The following is a 16,401-nucleotide window of genomic DNA, read 5'->3' on the forward strand; positions in this document are numbered from 1 at the left end:
GGGCGACGGCTGGTTGGGCAAAGGTCGCGCTGCAATAGTACGCTTTGCGTCGTGAGCAGTTTCGTGCTTGCTGAGCACAACGCCGGATTAATTGCCCAGCGCCGCCGTGGCCACGCCCACGATGCGGCGAGAGGCCACCTCCTGCACCAGCACCACTGCCCGCAGATTGGGACGTTTCCAGTCGGCCGCCAGCTTCAGGGCCGGGCTGGCCGCAAAGGTGCCATCGGCCCCTACCCGGCCCAGCGGCAGCAGCTGGCGCACCACGGCCGTGTGGTGCAGCAGCAGCCCCGAATTTTCACCCCGACCAATCTGCGAAGCAAGGCCGTTTTCAGTGATGGCCAACAGCACTTCGGTGGCGGGCGTGCCGGCGGGCAGGCGGCTCACGCGAACCTGCGCCGTGCTGCCGGCCAGCGCTATGGCCACGGCGGCTTGCGGGGCTTTGGCGGCTTTGGCCACGGTGGCCACCAAATCGGCGCGGCGGCTGCCCACCAGCTCATAGCGGCCATTCACCACGGCCTGCGGCGTATAGGAGCCCGTGCCGAAGCCAGCGGCATATTGTCGCTGCCGCTCGGTGTAGGCCGGGGCCGAGAAGCTGTCTTTCCAACCCAGCCGATTCCAGTAATCGACGTGCTCACCCAACGCGATAACCTCTACGCCAGGCACTGACTGTTTTTTTTCCAACTCGCGTAATGCTTCATCAGCGGCCGGACAGCTGGAGCAGCCTTCGGAAGTGAAAAGCTCAACCACGACCGGCACCCGGCCGGCCCCGGGTGCCGGGACTACCGGCCGCGTCGGCCCTACCCAACCGCCCAACAGTGGCACGGCCAACAACCATCCTAATGCTTTCATAACAAGCTGAAAAAAATCAGACTTGAAGGCCGCCGGCCGCAAATACGGTCCGCCCCTTCCTTGGTTGGCCAGACGCGGCCAGGGCCCCAGCCTTACACCCGATTCAAAGAAAAGCCCCCAACTCGCCAAGGCGCGCTGAGGGCTTTTGAGGGAATACGTTGAGTTTGAGCCGCTGCGTGCTACCGGGACTATTCGCGGCGCTTGGCCGGCAGCTGGCCGGTGGTGCCTGGCGCAGGCACGGCCGGCGCAGGTGCCGCCGGGGTAGCAGCGGCAGCCTCGGCCGCGCTGGGCACGAAGTTGAACATCTCCAGCACAATGCGCCAGCCGGCGTCGGCTTCGCGGCGCCAGATGCGCAGGAAGGTGCCGTTTTCTTCGGGGTGGTTGGTGCTGGCCGGGCGGTGGAGCGAGCCCACCACGTAGCCCAAATCGCCGGCGGCGGCCAGGTAGCCGGTGTTGGCAATGAATAGGTAGCCGCCGTCAATATTCTTCATGTTGGCCGAGGCCGCTGCGCCCTGCATCATCGATAGGCCCGAGCGGTAGAGGCGGGCTTCGGCGCTCAGGTACTGCTGGTAGGTGGCCCCGGGCTTCATGAGCTCGGCGGAGGCAAACTTGCTGTCGACTTCGAGCACGATGTTGGACGGCGCGGCGCTGGGCGTGGCGGCGGCCGCCATCAGGCGGGGCCGGGCCACGGTGGCTATCTGCGCGGGCGCGGTCCCAATGCGCTCGATGCCCATGTCGATAGCGAATTTCCAGCGGCCATCCAGCTGCTTGCGCCACACGGTCACGTACTCGCCGGCCGCCACCGGGCGGTTATTTTGCAGCATGGTCCAAGGGCCGGTAGTATAGCCCATGTCGCCCGACTGGGCCGCATCGGCCAGCACCGGATACCAGGTCAGCTTATTGCCGGGCCGCGAGGGGCGCGTGCGCCACACCTCCTGGGCGTTGGCCAGCTTGCCGTTTTCGGTCACCAGGGACGTGGGGGCACTATTGGCCAGAAACGCGGCCTCCGTGCTGGTTTGCGTGGCCTGGGCCGCAAATGCTGTTTCCGCCGCTACCACCACATCATGGGGCGACTGGGCAAAAGCGGCCATTGGCAACATAAGGGCAACCGTAGCGCCGATAGTCAACTTATTCTTCATAGGATACAAGGAAAGACAATTCACAATGCTAAGGTACGCGGTACGGTATAATTATACTTTTGGTCCAATTTTCACTTCGCCTTTCTGTGCCGAACTTGCGGCCCTATTGGCCTCATCGGGCCGGTTTTGGCTTTTTGCTGCACTTCGTTTATTCGTTTTTTTCCTTGCTTTCATGAAATTACCAGACCTCACTGCCCGGGCTCGCCGCATTCGCTTGGTTCTCACCGATTGCGACGGCGTGCTGACCGATGGCGGGGTATACTATTCCGAGCGGGGCGAGGAAATGAAGCGCTTCAACATCCGCGACGGCATGGGCGTGGAGCGCCTGCGCAACCACGGCATTCTGACGGGCATTATGACGGGCGAAATGTCGCCTTCCGTGCGCACCCGCGCCGCCAAGCTGCGCATCGAGGAGCTGCACCTGGGCATCAAAGACAAGCCCGCCTGCCTGCACGAAATCCTGGCTCGCACCGGCCTCACGGCCGAGGAAGTGGCCTTCATCGGCGATGATACCAACGATGTGGAGATTCTGGGAATGGTTGGTTTCTCGGCCTGCCCTGGCGATGCCACCTCCTTCGCCCGCGCCGTGGCCGACTTTCATTGCCAGACCGCCGGCGGCTACGGCTGCTTCCGCGAGCTGGCCGAGTTCATCATCGCCGCGCAAGGCGGCGGCGAGTAACCGTCACGCAGAGCGCAGCGAAGCATCTTTACCGCACTAGTAAATGAATTACGTTACGCGGTAACGATGCTTCGCTGCGCTCTGCATGACGTTTTTTTAGCTCACCACCTATTCCGGCAGCAGGCCCTCACGGGCCGCCAGCTTGATGAGGGCGGCGGTGTTACGGGTCCGGGTTTTCTCCATGATGTTCTGCCGATGGGTTTCGACGGTGCGCTTGCTGGTGAACAGGCGCAGGGCAATTTCGGTGTTGGTGAGGCCCTCGGCTACCAGGCTCAGCACTTCCATTTCGCGCTTGCTCAGGCCCAGGCTCAGGCGGGCGGCGGTGCCGTCTACGGGCTTGGCCAGGTAGAGCCGGCGCAGCAAGGCCAGGCCCAGGGCCGAGCACAGGAATGGCCGCCCGGCCGCCACCGTGCCCAGGCTGTGCACCAGCTCCGGCAGCGGCGAGGTTTTCAGGATGTAGCCGTTGGCTCCCAAATCGAAGGCGCGGGCCACGTAGTGCTCGTTGGTGAGCTCGCCCCGGGCAAGAATCCGCAGCTGAGGGTACTGCTCGCGCAGGGCAGCCAGCACCGCAAAGGCGTCGGGGCCGGGCAGGCTCAGGTCGAATAGCACGACCGTGGGGCTCAGGGCGGGCAGCTGGACCAGCAGCTCCTCGCCGGTCGCGGCTTCGCCCGCTATTTCCAGGCTTATGGCCGCTCCCAACCCAATGCGCAGTTCCTCGCGGGTGAGCGCATCGCCGTCGGTAAGTAGCAAACGAATCATGAACGAAGAAAAAGGTAGAGCCGGATGCTGAAAGCTAAATATATCGAATTCCCAGGATACGAATTAGTAAAATGAGAATAAACAACCCGAAATTACCATTTCAGCTAAGCTCAACCATAACCGACGCAACAAAAGCAGTATAAATCCCTTCGAAAACCACGATTAACCCTGACGATTTAGTACAAATACGTAGCCCTTTCTTACGTATAAGCTAAGTTCCCAACTTTGTTGCGCGCCGCCCGTTTTGCCTAGTTCCAACTCTCCTCCCGCTATGACCCGACTTCTTCTTGCCGATGACCACACCATCCTGCGTGATGGCATCCGCGCGCTTCTCTCTGCCGAACCGGACCTCGACGTGGTGGGCGAAGCCAGCAACGGGGCCGAAGTGCTGGCCCTGCTCGAAACCACGCCCGTGGATGTGGTGCTGATGGACGTGCAGATGCCCGTGCTCGACGGCTTTTCCACCATGCCGGAGCTGCGCCAGCGCTTTCCCGAGGTGCGCGTGCTGGTGCTCACCATGCTCGACCACGAAAACTACGTGGCCCGGATGATGGAAGCCGGCGCGCTGGGCTACGTGCTCAAGAACGCGGCCATCAGCGAAATCACGCACGCTATTCGGACCGTGGCGACGGGCAACCCGTTTTTGTGCACCGAAATCGGCCTGAATATGCTCTACAAAGCCGTGGCCCAACGCAGCAGCACCGAGGATGCGGCGAATGAAGGCCACTCCGGGGCCGACCTCACGGCCCGCGAGCTGGAAGTGCTCAAGCTCATCGCCGAAGGCATGACCAACGGCGAAATCGCCGACAAGCTCTTCACCAGCAAGCGCACCATCGAAACCCACCGCCAGAACATCATCGCCAAAACCCAGGCCAAGAACACCGCCGCCCTCATCAAGCTGGCCGTGAGCCGGGGGCTCATTTCTTGAGTTAAGAGTTAAAGGTTAGGAGTTAGGCCGGCTGCTAGTCGCAAAATGCCTTGCGGCGGGCTTAACTCCTAACTCAATTAAGCATCCCGCCGATGGTGCCGATGGTGAGGGCCACGATGACGGTGTTGAAGATGAAGGCGATGAGGCCGTGCAGCAAGGCCGCGCGGCGCAGCTCGCGGTTGCCGATGCCGATGTCGGCGGTTTGGGCCGTCATGCCGATGATGAAGGAGAAATAGGCGAAGTCCACGTAGTTGGGCGTGAGCTTGGGGCCTTTGTCTTTGCCCTGGTCGTCGGGGAATACGAGGCCGCCGATATCATGGCCGGTGTCTTCGTCGGCGTTGTAATAAGTGTGGGCGTAGCGCAGCGTAAACACGAGGTGCACCAGCGTCCAGGCCAGCACCACGGCGGCCACGCTCAGGATGACGTGCAGGGCCCGTAAGTCTTTCGAGATGCCTTTGAGGGAGCCCATGAGGCCCACCACCGCGCCCAGACTGGCCAAGGCCGCGCCCACCACCAGCACGAAAGCTTGGGTGCGGGGCAGGTCTTCGGAAGCGGCCACGCGGCGGATGTCGTCAGTGTCGGCCTGCCACATGCCCAGGATTACCAGACTTAGGTCGGTGGCGGCGAAGCCTACCCAGCCCACTACTACGCGGGCCAGCGTGCCCAGCAGGTGGGGGGCCAGCAGTGCCGCCGCCGCGCCAATTATTACCGCCAGGGCCAGCCGCCAGCGCACGTCCATTGCCCGGGCCCACACGATGGGGCGCGGGCTTTTTGTCTTGTTTTTACTCATTTGGCCGCCAAGGTAGTGCGGCCCCGCCGATGCTGCCCCAACGACCGGACCGGCCGGAATAGCCGCCGCGTCGTAAGCGAATGCGTCGTTTCACTGTTATTTCGCTCTATGAATGCTGCTCCCCTCTCCGGCCTCTACGCGCCCTCGCTCGCCCTCGTCACCGACTTATACCAGCTCACCATGGCCTACGGCTACTGGCAGCAGGGCTTGCAGGACCGGGAGGCGGTGTTTCACCTGTATTTCCGCAAGGCTCCGTTTCAGGGGGGCTACGCGGTAGCGGCCGGGCTGGCTCTGGCCGTGGATTGGGTCGAGAACCTGCAATTTTCGGACGATGACCTGGCCTATCTCGGCAGCCTGCGGGGCAGCAAGGGCGGGGTGATGTTCCCGGCCGAATTCCTGCGCTACCTACGTGAGTTGAAGTTCACCTGCGACATCGACGCCATGCCCGAGGGCACGGTGGTGTTCGGCAACGAGCCCATTATGCGGGTGCGCGGGCCGCTGCTGCAAGCCCAGCTGCTGGAAACGGCCCTGCTCACGCTCATCAACTTTCAGACGCTGGTGGCTACCAAGGCTGCCCGCATCCGCGAAGCCGCCGGCCCCACCGACCAGATTCTGGAGTTCGGCCTGCGCCGCGCCCAAGGCTTCGATGGGGGCCTGGGGGCCAGCCGGGCGGCCTACCTGGGCGGCGGCGATGCCACCAGCAACGTGCTGGCCGGGCAGCGCTATGGCATTCCGGTGCGCGGCACCCACGCCCACAGCTGGGTAATGGCCTTTGAGAACGAAGTGCAGGCCTTCTCGGCCTACGCGCAGGCGTTTCCCGACGACTCGGTGTTTCTCGTGGATACGTATGACACGCTGGAGGGCGTGCGGCAGGCCATTCACGTAGCCCGGGACATGCGCGCCCGGGGGCATGAGCTGGCCGGCATCCGGCTCGATTCGGGCGATTTGGCCTACCTGAGCCGGGAGGCGCGGGCGGTGCTGGACGAGGCCGGTTTCCCGGAAACGCGCATCGTGGCCAGCAATGATTTGGAGGAAAACCTCATCACCAGCCTCAAGCAGCAGGGCGCGCGCATTGATACCTGGGGCGTGGGCACGCAACTCGTGACGGCCTACAACCAGGCCGCGCTGGGGGGCGTGTACAAGCTGGCGGCCCTGCGCAAGGCCGATGATTCGGGCTGGGATTTCACCATCAAGCTCTCGGAGCAGGTGGCCAAAACCAGCATTCCGGGCATTTTGCAGGTGCGCCGCTACCTCGGCGAGCACGGCAAGCCCCGCGCCGACATGCTCTACAACACGGCCGAGGACCTGCCCAACCACCTAATCCTGATTGACCCCGCCGACAGCACCCGCCGCCTGCCCATCCGCCCCGAAACCCAGTACCGCGAGTTGCTGGAGCCGGTGTTCCGGCGCGGCCGCCGCGTGCTCGACCTGCCCACCCTGGCCGAAAGCCGCGCCCTCGCCCAGCGCGAGGTGCAGGCCCTGGACCCCGGCGTGCGCCGCTTCCTCAACCCCCACACCTTCCCCGTGGGCCTCGAAATGGGCCTCTACGAATACCGCACGAGCCTCATTCTGGAGAAGCGCCCGGTGCGCCCGGCGTAGTTTTTAGCATCGAATAAGCAGGCCCGGGTGCTTTGGCGTTGCCGGGCACACCGGGCTTTTTTGTTTGAGCCGGGCAGTGCGGCCCTGGCTTATTCCGGGTCCCAATCGGAGGGCGCGGGCAGGGGCATCGCCAGGGCCACGGGCGCGGAGCGCAAGGGGCCGTGCTGCACGAAAGCGGTGCTGAACAACGCAATGACCAGGCAGAAAAACACGGCCAGCACCGTCACAAACTGGTGCGAAAACAGGGTCTTTTTGGCCGCGATGAGCATCAGGGCCAGCACCAGGAGGAGGGCATTGGCGGCCAGTACGAGCACGCCGCTGCCCGGCCAATGCAGGAACTTGAACACCACGCCCAGGATGCCCACGGTCAGGGTGGCCACCATCACGTAGTTCAGCAGCTCGGACGTGCCCACTTCGGCATTGGCACGGGCGGTGAAGCCGAGCACCGAAACCAGCAGGGCCCCGAAGCCGAGGAGTATCAGCACATCGGCCCCGCGCCACCATTCCACCTTGAAATACACGCCCAGCAGGCCGAGGAGCAGGGCTGCGCCGTTGAGGACTTTTTTACTGTTCATTGCCGGGGGAATAAGCCAGTGTGGCGGCCAATGCCCCGGAAAGCCGGGGGCGCTAAAGCCTCCACCCTTCCCGCACTAACCGACCATAAACTTCCCGCCTTTTCGGAACAATGGCAATACCCGGAAATAGGTATATTTCAACCCATGCGGGGCGGCTCAGGCCGTGGGCCGGGCCGGCGGCACCTCGCACCGCCCGATGGCCAGCAGCCAGTCCTCGCCCCAGCGGCTGAGGCGGTACTGGCGGCGCGGCCCGATGCGCTCCCACGTCAGCAGCCCCACCGCCACGAGGGCATTGTGGGCGCGGCTGCCGGCCACCCGCTCAATGCTGGCGGCTTCGGCCAGGTCGGCGGCGGTCTGGGTTTCGTTGCGCAGGAAGCAGGTCATCATGCGGGCCTGGGTGTCGTTGCCGCGCCCGTTGCTGTGGGGCACCAGCGGCTCCAGTGCCGCCATCAGCCGCGCGTGGAACTGCCCGGGCTCATACGGGTCGGAGTAAGTGACGACGGGCGGCACATCACGCCGGGCAATGCGCCCGGCCAGGCCCTCCAGCAGGGGTTCGATGGTACGCTTAGCGGGGGTATCCATAACGGGCAGCGGCAGCGGAACAGCCTGCCGCAACTAAGTTACGATACAAAGTCGGGCAGCTTGTATCGTTGCAACGGCGTTCTGTTCACACTTTCAAACGTTTTGTATTGTTGCGAGTGCGCGTTATTCGTATTTCTGCGCAGTTTGTATTGTTGCAACCGGTTGCTGTTCGCATTTCTGCACAGTTTGTATTGCTGTACGTGCGCGCTATTTGTATTATCGGGCAGCTTGTATTGTTGTACGTGCGCGTTGTTCGCATTTCTGCACCGTCTGTATCGTTGCAGGCATCCGTTGGGCTGTATTTGGCAGGGTTTGTATCGCCACAAGAACTGCACTGCGGTAAAACGGTAGGTTACACTTCTACTCCTCTGCCTCAATTGCCTCCCTCGCCCACTTTGCGCCGACAAATTCGCGCGTTGCCGTCTGGCCCGTTGGCAGATTGAACAGTTCGTTTACCGACTGGTCACGGTTCACGACTTCTTCCAGACAAACAACCATCATGTCAGCGTCGGCCGCTTCGTCTTCGGTCAAAAACTGCCACGAGCCGTCGTCATCGTTGTGTAATACCCGCAGGATGGGCTTGCCTTCTTTGAAAATCTGCCTTGCTACAAAGGCCGCGACGTTTCGGTACTCGAAAAACTTGAAGTCAAGCTTTTGGTCAAGGAAAGGCTGGTCCAGTTTGTAGCCCTCATCGAATTCCGGCTCCCAGGGAAATTTACCGCCTTTATCCGTCCAGAATAATTGCAGCGCGGGGAAGGCTTCGTACTCGTAAAACCACTGAGCACAGCCGAAATAATCAGGAATGTTATCCGCATCAACCTGCCGAAACTGAACCGGGTGCAGCTCCAGAATCTCGAAGTTATCGACAGCTGTTTCCAAGGGATTGCCAGCTTTGATGATGTCACCGGCATCGTTCAAAATGGCGTGCATCGTATCGAGCGGCAAGCCAAAGGCAATTAGTTCGGGATGGTTGAAATTTTTCCAAAGGCCAATGGTATAAGCGAAGGCGGGCGTGGCGGTATCTGCTTCAAATAAGCAGACCGTCCAGCCATGTTTTTCAACATCGTTTTTAATGTTGATTTCGGCCTGGGTATCGTGTTCTTCGTGCGACATGGCGGTAAAAGTAGCTTAGGCTCCGCCACAAAAAAGCCCTGCCGTCTTGATTGACGACAGGGCTTTTTATTGGGTCAATTAACCTTACGCGTACCGCAGTTCCCCCGCGGCCACGCGTAGCGTCACGCCGGGCTCGGCGGTGAGGTGGCCTGCCACCTGGGCCAGGTAGCCGCTGGCGCGCAGCGAGGCCACCACGGCGGCGGCGCTGGCGTCTTCGGTCACGATGAGCATACCGGTGCCCATGTTCCAGTAGAGGTAGGCGGTTTCGGCATCGATGCCGCCGATTTCGCAGAGGCGCTGCATGGCGGGGAAGGGCTCGAAGATGTTGTCCAGCACCGCGCCGAGGCCGTTTTTGAGGACGCGCTTGAAGTTGTCGGCCACGCCGCCGCCCGTGATGTGGGCGATGCCGTGCAGCGGCAGGCCGGCATCGAGCAGGGCCGCCACGCCGGGCGAGTAGATGAGCGAGGGCTCCAGCATGGCCTCGCCCCAGTTGGCAAACTGGTCGGGGCCGTCGTAGGGCGCGTCGTGCCAGTTTTCGCCGAAGAGGCGGGAGAGGGTTTTGCGGGCCAGCGAGTAGCCGTTGGAGCGGAACGAGGGCGAGCGCAGGGCCACCACCGCGTGGCCGGCCTGGGCGGTTTTGCCGCTCAGGGGCTGGGCTAGGCTGGGGTGCAGCACCCCGATGGCCGTGGAGCACCAGTTGAAGTTCATCTTGGCCCCCGGCCAGCCGCCGATGCGGTTGCCAAGCTCCGCGATTTCGCCGCCCGTGATGGCGATTTGGGCGAAGTTGGCGGCATCGTGCAGGCCGCGCATCAGCTGGTCCACCACATCGTAGTCGAGGTGGTTCACGTCGATGATGTTGGAGAGGTTGGTGGGCACGAAGCCGGCGGCGATGAGGTCGTCGGCCGTCATGGCGATAAGGTCGTAGCCGAGCGAATCGTACTTGTTCAGGCGCTCGGCCACCTCAATCTTGGTCCCGATGCCGTCGGAGCTGATGCCGAGGCGCTCGGCCCCGAAGCGGATTTCGTTGGAGAAGCCGCCGTCGAGGTCCTGGGCGGGCTCGCCGGGCTTGCCGGCGCGGTTTGCGAAGGTTTTTTTCGACCAGTTGTAGGCGTTGCGCGAGGCGGCGTTGCCTTCTTCGATGGAGTAGCCGGCGGGGTTGTTCATGGGCAGTTGGAACGAAACTCCCCTCCTCAGACGAGGAGGGGATGTTTGCGCGCAGCGCAAACGGGGGTGGTTGAATTCGTTGAACGACTCGCGTCAGAGTCGTGTGGTTAGTTGAGCCGGGTTCGTTCGGGTGGTCGTTCAACGACTTCAACCACCCCAGTTTCAGCTAAAGCTGAAACATCCCCTCCTCATCTGAGGAGGGGAGTGATGTTCTCCCCTCCCCTATTTGCTACTTAATGCTCCGTCGGCGCGGGCGCTTTCGCGCTCACCGACTTCTTGTCTTTTTTATCGCCCCGGTGGCTGGCGCGCTCCTCCTGAATGTGGCGCAGGTAATGCGTCACATCACCAGTCGGATACTTACCCGAGAAGCAGGCGAAGCAGCTGCCGCCGTGGCCTTTTTCCTCGGCAAACAGCTCCTCCAAATCGGCCAAATCCTGGTAAATCACCTTGTCGGCCTCGATGTAGCGGCAGATTTCGTCCTCCGTGTAGTTGGCCGCAATCAGCTCCGTGCTCATGGCCATATCAATGCCGTAGATGCAGGGCGACACGATGGGCGGCGCGCTGGAAATGAAGTAGACTTCAGAAGCGCCCGCCTCGCGCAGCAGCCGCACGATGCGGCGCGAGGTAGTGCCGCGCACGATGCTGTCGTCGACCACGGCCACCTTTTTGCCTTCCACAAACTCGCGGATGGGGTTCAGCTTCTTCTTCACCACGTCCTCGCGCCCGGCCTGGGTGGGCACGATGAAGGAGCGGCCCATGTGGTTGTTCTTCACCAGCGCCCGGCGGTACGGTACCCCAATGGCCTCGGCCAAACCGGAGGCGGCAAAGTAGCCGGAAGATGGTACGTCAATCACCATATCAGGCTTCAAACCGGCATCAACGACTTTGCGGGCGAGGATTTTGCCGAGGCGAACCCGCTCCCGGGCCACCAGTCGCCCGTGAATCACGGAGTCTTCGCGGGCGAAGTAAATCTGCTCGAAGGCGCAGAAGTTCTTCGGCAGGGCGTACTTGTTTTTGTAGTGAACCTGGTAGTTGTTGTCGATGAAAATGGCCTGGCCGGGGCCGACATTCTCCACGAACTCAAAGTCCAGGTAATCAAAACAGGTACTTTCCGACACGAAGGCGTAGACCGGGCCGGCGGGCGTTTCCCGCTTGCCCAGCGCCAACGGCCGAATGCCCAGCGGGTCGGTGAAGGCCAGCAGGCCGTGCCCGGCAATCATGGTGATGGTGGCGTAGGCACCCTTCACCAGCTCCTGGGTGGTTTCCACGGCATCGAAAATATCAACTACCGAGATGTGGTCGAGGTCTTTCACGCGCAGCTCCGAGGCGAAGGTGTACATGATGAGTTCCAGGTCGTTGGTGGTTTTGGGCAGCACGTGGTACTTCTCGTGCAGGCGCTTGGCCACGTCGCGGAAGTTGATGACGTTGCCGTTGTGCACCATCGCCAGGCCGAAGGGGTAGCTGGTGGTGAAGGGCTGCGCGAGGTCCGAGTCGTTCGCGCCCTGCGTGGTGTAGCGCACATGCCCGATGCCGAGGTTGCCCTTGAGCTTCTTCACATGCTTGGGCTTGAACACGTCGTTGACCAGCCCTTGCCCCTTGCAGAGGTGAAACGAGTCGTCGAACGTGGCGATGCCGGCCGCGTCCTGCCCCCGGTGCTGGAGGGCGGTGAGGCCGATTATCATATCGCCTACGACGTTATCGGGACCGTGAAAACCTACTATTCCGCACATGGGATGGGGTGATTTTAGTGTCTTTTAAGAACGGTCATGTCGAGCGCAGCCGAGACATCTCGCGTGCGTCGCTGAACGATTGAGTTACTTCTCCGAGCGAGATGTCTCGGCTGCGCTCGACATGACGTTCTGTTTGTTGGTAATCAATGCAGCAATTGTTTCCGCGTACAACTCGTGCTCCACCGCCAGGCCGCGGCGCTCCACTTCCGCCAGCGTATCGGCCCCACGCAAATCCACCGTTTGCTGGGCGAGTATAGGGCCGGTATCAAGCCCCTCATCCACCAGATGCACGGTGATTTTGGTTTCGGCCAGCTTGTTCTCGAAAGCCCACTCGTAAGCATGCAAACCCTGGTGCTGATGGGTGTCAGCGGGGTGAATGTTGATGATGCGGCCCGCAAACGGCTGAATGAAGGCTGGTGACAAAATCCGCATATACCCCGCCAGCACCACCAAATCGGGCTGATACTGCTGGAGCAGCGCCGCCACATCCGCATCGAAAGCCTCGCGCTTGCGGCCCTGGCTGGGCAGCGAGGCGATGGGGCAGCCAAGGGCAGCGGCGGCTTCGAGGCCGAAGGCATCGGGCTTGTTGCTAAAAACAACTACCACTTCGGCCAGGCCTTTCAGCACGCCGGTTTTGGTGGCTTCCAGTAGCGCGAGCATATTGGAGCCCCGACCCGACAGCAGGATGGCCAGGCGCACCGGCCTCCCCTCCTTCCCCTCGCCAAAAGAGAGGGAAGCCTGCTGCAATTGCTCGAAGGAGGCGAGGAGCTTCATGAGTTTCAGTTGTGCTTCTGGTCTCAATTTACAAGGGAGGCAGTGAGAACCGGTGCAGGGCGCTGGGCGATATCGGGGCGGAAATACGCATCCTGGAACGTGACGCGGGCACAGGCTTCGTAGGCGCGGGCGGTGGCTTCTTCCAGGTCCTGGCCGTGGGCCGTGAGGACGAGGACACGGCCGCCGTTGGTCACCAACTCGCCGGTTTCATCGCGCCGGGTGGCCCCGTGGTAGGCATGCACGCCGACCGGCAGGTTATCGAGGCCGGTGATGGGAAAGCCGGTGGGGAAACCGGACGCCGGGTAGCCGCCCGAGGCCAGCACCACGCCTACAAACGCGCCTGGCCGCTGCCGCACGCCCTGCTGGGCGAGGGTGCCGTTCAGGGTAGCTTCAATCAGTGTGAGAAGGCTGCTATCCAAAGCGGGCAGTAGCACTTCGGCTTCGGGGTCGCCGAGGCGCACGTTGTATTCCAGCAGCTTGGGGCCGGTGGGCGTGAGCATGATGCCGAAATAGAGGAAGCCCTGGAACTCGAACTGCTCGTTTTGCAGGCCGCGCAGGGTGGGGTCGATGATGTCGCGGCGGATGGCGGCCAGCACGTTGGCATCGGCGAAGGGTACGGGGCAGTAGGCGCCCATGCCGCCGGTGTTGGGGCCGAGGTCATCGGCCAGCAGCTGCTTGTGGTCCTGCGAAGTGGCCAGCAGGCGGATGGTGAGGCCATCGGTGAGGCCGATAATGCTGATTTCGGGGCCGGTCAATTTCTCCTCCAAAAGGAAGGAAAACCAGCCCGAATAGCTCGTTTGTAAATCATCGAAAGCCGCTTCCGCTTCTTCCGGCGACGAGCAAACATATACGCCTTTGCCAGCGGCCAAGCCATCGTACTTCACCACCACATGCCCACCCAGCTCCGCCGCTTTGGCGCGGGCAGCGGCAATGTTGTCGCTCCGGAACGGCCAGGCTTTCGCCGTCGCCACGCCATGGCGGCGCATGAACTCCTTACTCCACACCTTCGAGCTTTCCAGCCGCGCCGCCGAACGGGTCGGCCCGAAAACCTGAATATCGGAACCTGCAAAAAAGTCGGTGATGCCAGCCGCCAGCGGCGCTTCGGGGCCTACCACAATCAGCTTGGCATCGTGAGCGTGGGCGAAGGCTTTCACCGACTCGAAATCGAGCGGATTGACTTCGGGGTGGCTGTTGGGGATGCCGGCATTGCCGGGCAGCACGAGCACCGTGGCCCCGTCGTGGGTCAGCTTTTCGGCCAGGGCGTGCTCGCGCGCGCCGGAGCCGAGGAGGAGAAGGATTTTGGTGCTAGTCACGGGATTTGGAATGTAGAGACGCAATATTTTGCGTCTCGTCGTTGAACATCTTCGTTGCACGGCGCAGTACCGCTCGTTCAACGACGAGACGCAAAATATTGCGTCTCTACAGTGCTTTTAGCTCCTCGTCGGCGGCGCGCAGCTTGGCTTTCGTGGCGAGAATGTCTTTGCTCAGGCGCTCGCGCAAGCGGGGCAGGTTCAGGGCGCGGAGGGCTCCTTGGGCGGCATTGTCGGGGCGTACTACGGTCAGGTTGGGCGTGCCGCTGGGCATGATGACCGACGAGTTCAGGTTCATGGCCAGCTCGGCGTAGTCCTTGTAGGGCGGGCACGAAATGACGGGCACGTTCACGTTGGCCGCCAGCGCACCACCAAGGCCGTTACTGAGGCCGGCCACGGCGATGATGACGCCGGGCTCGATGCTGTTGTTCCAGATTTCGGCCATGCCGGCGATGGCTTCGCCGTTTTTGTGGGCCGAAGTCACGCGCAACTGGGTGAAAACGTCGTAGCCTTCGAACTGCTGACGGATTTTCTCGCAGTGGTCTTTGTCGGCGGGCGAGCCCATTACGATGTTTACCCAGGCATCTTTCAAGATGCCGGCCTGCACGAGGTTGGCCAGCAGGCGGGCGCGGGCATCGTGGCGGCCGGAGCCGGGGGCATCGGCGGTTTCGGGCTCGGCGGTGGGCAGGGGCTCGCCCACGATGCGCTCGTAGATATCGAGGTAGCGGCGGCTGGCTTCCTGGGCCACTTCCGGGGTGAGGGCGCGGGGGTACTGGCCGTCTTTCTTGTTGGCGATGAGCCACTGGCGGACGTACTCTTTGTCCATCTGCTCGGCCGTTTCGGGATTCTTGGCGTAGTCTTCGGCGCTCCAGAAACGCGACGAATCGGGCGTGTGCATCTCATCGATGAGAATCAGCTTGCCATTCAGCAGGCCAAACTCATACTTGGTATCCACCAGGATAATGCCCTTTTCGGCCAGCAGCTTCGAGCCCACGGCAAACAGCATCAGCGACTTCACGGCCATCTGGTCGTACAGTTCCTTGGTCACCCAACCTTCGCTCACCAGGTTTTCGGGAGTAATTTCGCGGTCCGATTCCTCCTTGGTCGTGGGCGTCACGATGGGCTCGGGGAACTGCTGGTGCTTGGTGAGGCCTTCGGGCACGGTCACGCCCGAGAAGGTACGCTGGCCCTTTTGGTAGCCGCGCAGCATCGACCCCGTGATGTAGTTGCGCACAATCATCTCCACCTTGATGGGCTCAGCCTCCTTCACCAGCATGGCGTTGGCATCGATGAGCTTAATCACGTGGTTGGGGATGATGTGGGCCGTCTTTTCGAACCAGAAATTGGCCAGGCCGTTCAGCACCGCGCCTTTGTGCGGGATGGCCGTTTCGAGCACCGAATCGAACGCGGAGAGGCGGTCGGTCACGATGATGAGGCGGTCGCCGCTGGGGGCGCGCAGGCTGTCGCGCACTTTGCCGCGGTGCAGCAGGGGGAGTTGGGGAGAAGCGAAGTGGGTGAGGGTGTTCATTAGCTACGTTTCTGTGAGAGGCTAGTTTTGGTTGGCGAGTTGCACGGCCGGGGCCGTTACGGTATTTTTTTGGGCGATGTGCGCCACGATATTCTTAAAGATTTTCAGCCCGTCCCCTTCCTCAGAAGCGGCGGGGTTCTGGCGGCGGCGGCGCGCCCAGTCGGGGTGGTTGTAGGCCGACAAAAACGCCTCGGGGTGCGGCATGAGGCCGAAAACCTGGCCGGTGGGGTCCGTCAGACCGGCGCAGTTCAGGGCCGCGCCGTTGGGGTTGAAGGGATACACGTCGGTTGGGCCGCCGTCGAAATCGGCGTAGGTCAGGCAGTTCAACCCGGCTGATTCGATGGCGGCTTGCGTGGCGGCGTCGGGAATCACCAACCGGCCTTCGCCGTGGCGCACGGGCACTTCCAGCGTGTCGATGCCTTTGAGGAAGGGCGTGTGCGACACGGGATTCACACGGAGCGTCACCCACCGGTCTTCGTAGCGGCCGCTGGCGTTGTGGGTCAGGGTGACTTCGGGCGTTACATCGCCACTGATGTTAGGCAGCAAGCCCAATTTCACCAGCACTTGGAAGCCGTTGCAGATGCCGAAGACGAACTTACCGTCGGCGATAAACTGCTTGATATCATCGAGCAGGGTGCGACCGTCGGGGCCGTTCTGGCGGTAGCGCAGCTTATTGGCCAGCACCACGCCCGAGCCCAAATCATCGCCGAAGGAGAAGCCGCCGGGGAAGTTCAGGATGTCGAAATCGTGGATGCTCACCTGCCCGTGCAACACCTGGTTGAGGTGCACGATGGTGGCTTCGGCCCCGGCCAGGCGGTAGGCGGCGGCGAATTCTTCTTCGCAGTTGATGCCGAATCCGGTCAGAATTAGCGCGTGAACCAT

Annotated in this window: 16 protein-coding genes; 3 read left to right on the forward strand and 13 right to left on the reverse strand. The window is 62.2% G+C overall.

Annotation, left to right across the window (positions count from 1 at the left end; translation table 11 throughout):
* Window positions 1-87: 87 nt before the first annotated feature.
* Complete coding sequence (locus ACYU70_RS12980; RefSeq protein ID WP_342300260.1) at window positions 88-849, reverse strand: DUF1223 domain-containing protein; 762 nt, start codon at window positions 847-849, stop codon at window positions 88-90.
* 188 nt (window positions 850-1,037) lie between these two features.
* The gene (locus tag ACYU70_RS12985) at window positions 1,038-1,988 is read right to left on the reverse strand and encodes a Cif family virulence factor (protein ID WP_342300262.1); all 951 of its coding nucleotides are present in this window, start codon (window positions 1,986-1,988) and stop codon (window positions 1,038-1,040) included.
* A 172-nt stretch (window positions 1,989-2,160) separates the two neighbouring features.
* Between ACYU70_RS12985 and ACYU70_RS12990 the strand changes: the two genes are divergently transcribed.
* Complete coding sequence (locus ACYU70_RS12990) at window positions 2,161-2,667, forward strand: KdsC family phosphatase (protein WP_342300264.1); 507 nt, start codon at window positions 2,161-2,163, stop codon at window positions 2,665-2,667.
* 108 nt (window positions 2,668-2,775) lie between these two features.
* Here the strand turns inward: ACYU70_RS12990 and ACYU70_RS12995 are convergent, their stop codons facing one another.
* Entirely contained in the window at window positions 2,776-3,426 is a 651-nt protein-coding gene (locus tag ACYU70_RS12995; RefSeq protein WP_342300265.1) for a response regulator transcription factor, read from the reverse strand.
* A 271-nt stretch (window positions 3,427-3,697) separates the two neighbouring features.
* Between ACYU70_RS12995 and ACYU70_RS13000 the strand changes: the two genes are divergently transcribed.
* Window positions 3,698-4,354 (forward strand): response regulator transcription factor, encoded by a 657-nt coding sequence (locus tag ACYU70_RS13000; RefSeq protein ID WP_342300267.1) that lies wholly within the window; start codon window positions 3,698-3,700, stop codon window positions 4,352-4,354.
* Between the two features lie 73 nt (window positions 4,355-4,427).
* On the opposite strand, the gene ACYU70_RS13005 is transcribed toward ACYU70_RS13000, so the two are convergent.
* Window positions 4,428-5,144 carry a DUF1345 domain-containing protein gene (locus ACYU70_RS13005; RefSeq protein ID WP_342300269.1) on the reverse strand — a complete coding sequence of 239 codons (717 nt, stop codon included), beginning with the start codon at window positions 5,142-5,144 and terminating at the stop codon, window positions 4,428-4,430.
* Window positions 5,145-5,252: 108 nt separating this feature from the next.
* Here ACYU70_RS13005 and ACYU70_RS13010 point away from each other — a divergent pair, with 108 nt between their 5' ends.
* Window positions 5,253-6,743, forward strand: a complete 1,491-nt coding sequence (locus ACYU70_RS13010) for a nicotinate phosphoribosyltransferase (RefSeq protein ID WP_342300270.1) — start codon at window positions 5,253-5,255, stop codon at window positions 6,741-6,743.
* A gap of 89 nt (window positions 6,744-6,832) precedes the next feature.
* Here ACYU70_RS13010 and ACYU70_RS13015 read toward each other — a convergent pair whose 3' ends face one another.
* The 9 genes from ACYU70_RS13015 to ACYU70_RS13055 form a co-directional block, all read right to left on the reverse strand.
* Window positions 6,833-7,318: a hypothetical protein gene (locus tag ACYU70_RS13015; protein ID WP_342300272.1), complete on the reverse strand. Its 486-nt coding sequence runs from the start codon at window positions 7,316-7,318 to the stop codon at window positions 6,833-6,835.
* Window positions 7,319-7,474: 156 nt separating this feature from the next.
* A complete protein-coding gene (locus ACYU70_RS13020; protein WP_342300273.1) occupies window positions 7,475-7,900 on the reverse strand; it encodes a hypothetical protein in 426 nt (141 codons plus the stop codon).
* 360 nt (window positions 7,901-8,260) lie between these two features.
* Window positions 8,261-9,013: a DUF4262 domain-containing protein gene (locus tag ACYU70_RS13025; protein WP_342300274.1), complete on the reverse strand. Its 753-nt coding sequence runs from the start codon at window positions 9,011-9,013 to the stop codon at window positions 8,261-8,263.
* Window positions 9,014-9,097: 84 nt separating this feature from the next.
* Complete coding sequence (locus ACYU70_RS13030; RefSeq protein WP_460616015.1) at window positions 9,098-10,177, reverse strand: phosphoribosylformylglycinamidine cyclo-ligase; 1,080 nt, start codon at window positions 10,175-10,177, stop codon at window positions 9,098-9,100.
* A gap of 233 nt (window positions 10,178-10,410) precedes the next feature.
* Window positions 10,411-11,907 carry an amidophosphoribosyltransferase gene (gene purF, locus ACYU70_RS13035; protein WP_460616016.1) on the reverse strand — a complete coding sequence of 499 codons (1,497 nt, stop codon included), beginning with the start codon at window positions 11,905-11,907 and terminating at the stop codon, window positions 10,411-10,413.
* An 84-nt stretch (window positions 11,908-11,991) separates the two neighbouring features.
* On the reverse strand, window positions 11,992-12,681 hold the full coding sequence (gene purN / locus ACYU70_RS13040; RefSeq protein ID WP_342299456.1) for a phosphoribosylglycinamide formyltransferase: 690 nt from the start codon (window positions 12,679-12,681) through the stop codon (window positions 11,992-11,994).
* Between the two features lie 23 nt (window positions 12,682-12,704).
* A complete protein-coding gene (gene purD / locus ACYU70_RS13045) occupies window positions 12,705-13,994 on the reverse strand; it encodes a phosphoribosylamine--glycine ligase (RefSeq protein WP_342299458.1) in 1,290 nt (429 codons plus the stop codon).
* 106 nt (window positions 13,995-14,100) lie between these two features.
* The gene (purC, locus tag ACYU70_RS13050; protein ID WP_342299459.1) at window positions 14,101-15,519 is read right to left on the reverse strand and encodes a phosphoribosylaminoimidazolesuccinocarboxamide synthase; all 1,419 of its coding nucleotides are present in this window, start codon (window positions 15,517-15,519) and stop codon (window positions 14,101-14,103) included.
* 21 nt (window positions 15,520-15,540) lie between these two features.
* Window positions 15,541-16,401, reverse strand: a complete 861-nt coding sequence (locus tag ACYU70_RS13055) for a phosphoribosylformylglycinamidine synthase subunit PurQ (protein WP_342299461.1) — start codon at window positions 16,399-16,401, stop codon at window positions 15,541-15,543.

The sequence above is a fragment of the Hymenobacter segetis genome (assembly GCF_054776495.1).

Bases quoted from the DNA above. Each gene is read 5' to 3' on its own strand.
- ACYU70_RS13005 (WP_342300269.1), bottom strand. From the start codon at position 5,144: ATGAGTAAAAACAAGACAAAAAGCCCGCGCCCCATCGTGTGGGCCCGG.
- ACYU70_RS12985 (WP_342300262.1), bottom strand. From the start codon at position 1,988: ATGAAGAATAAGTTGACTATCGGCGCTACGGTTGCCCTTATGTTGCCA.
- purF (WP_460616016.1), bottom strand. From the start codon at position 11,907: ATGTGCGGAATAGTAGGTTTTCACGGTCCCGATAACGTCGTAGGCGAT.
- ACYU70_RS13025 (WP_342300274.1), bottom strand. From the start codon at position 9,013: ATGTCGCACGAAGAACACGATACCCAGGCCGAAATCAACATTAAAAAC.
- ACYU70_RS12980 (WP_342300260.1), bottom strand. From the start codon at position 849: ATGAAAGCATTAGGATGGTTGTTGGCCGTGCCACTGTTGGGCGGTTGG.
- ACYU70_RS13000 (WP_342300267.1), top strand. From the start codon at position 3,698: ATGACCCGACTTCTTCTTGCCGATGACCACACCATCCTGCGTGATGGC.
- ACYU70_RS13010 (WP_342300270.1), top strand. From the start codon at position 5,253: ATGAATGCTGCTCCCCTCTCCGGCCTCTACGCGCCCTCGCTCGCCCTC.
- ACYU70_RS13020 (WP_342300273.1), bottom strand. From the start codon at position 7,900: ATGGATACCCCCGCTAAGCGTACCATCGAACCCCTGCTGGAGGGCCTG.
- purC (WP_342299459.1), bottom strand. From the start codon at position 15,519: ATGAACACCCTCACCCACTTCGCTTCTCCCCAACTCCCCCTGCTGCAC.
- ACYU70_RS13030 (WP_460616015.1), bottom strand. From the start codon at position 10,177: ATGAACAACCCCGCCGGCTACTCCATCGAAGAAGGCAACGCCGCCTCG.
- ACYU70_RS13015 (WP_342300272.1), bottom strand. From the start codon at position 7,318: ATGAACAGTAAAAAAGTCCTCAACGGCGCAGCCCTGCTCCTCGGCCTG.
- purN (WP_342299456.1), bottom strand. From the start codon at position 12,681: ATGAAGCTCCTCGCCTCCTTCGAGCAATTGCAGCAGGCTTCCCTCTCT.
- ACYU70_RS12995 (WP_342300265.1), bottom strand. From the start codon at position 3,426: ATGATTCGTTTGCTACTTACCGACGGCGATGCGCTCACCCGCGAGGAA.
- ACYU70_RS13055 (WP_342299461.1), bottom strand. From the start codon at position 16,401: ATGGTTCACGCGCTAATTCTGACCGGATTCGGCATCAACTGCGAAGAA.
- ACYU70_RS12990 (WP_342300264.1), top strand. From the start codon at position 2,161: ATGAAATTACCAGACCTCACTGCCCGGGCTCGCCGCATTCGCTTGGTT.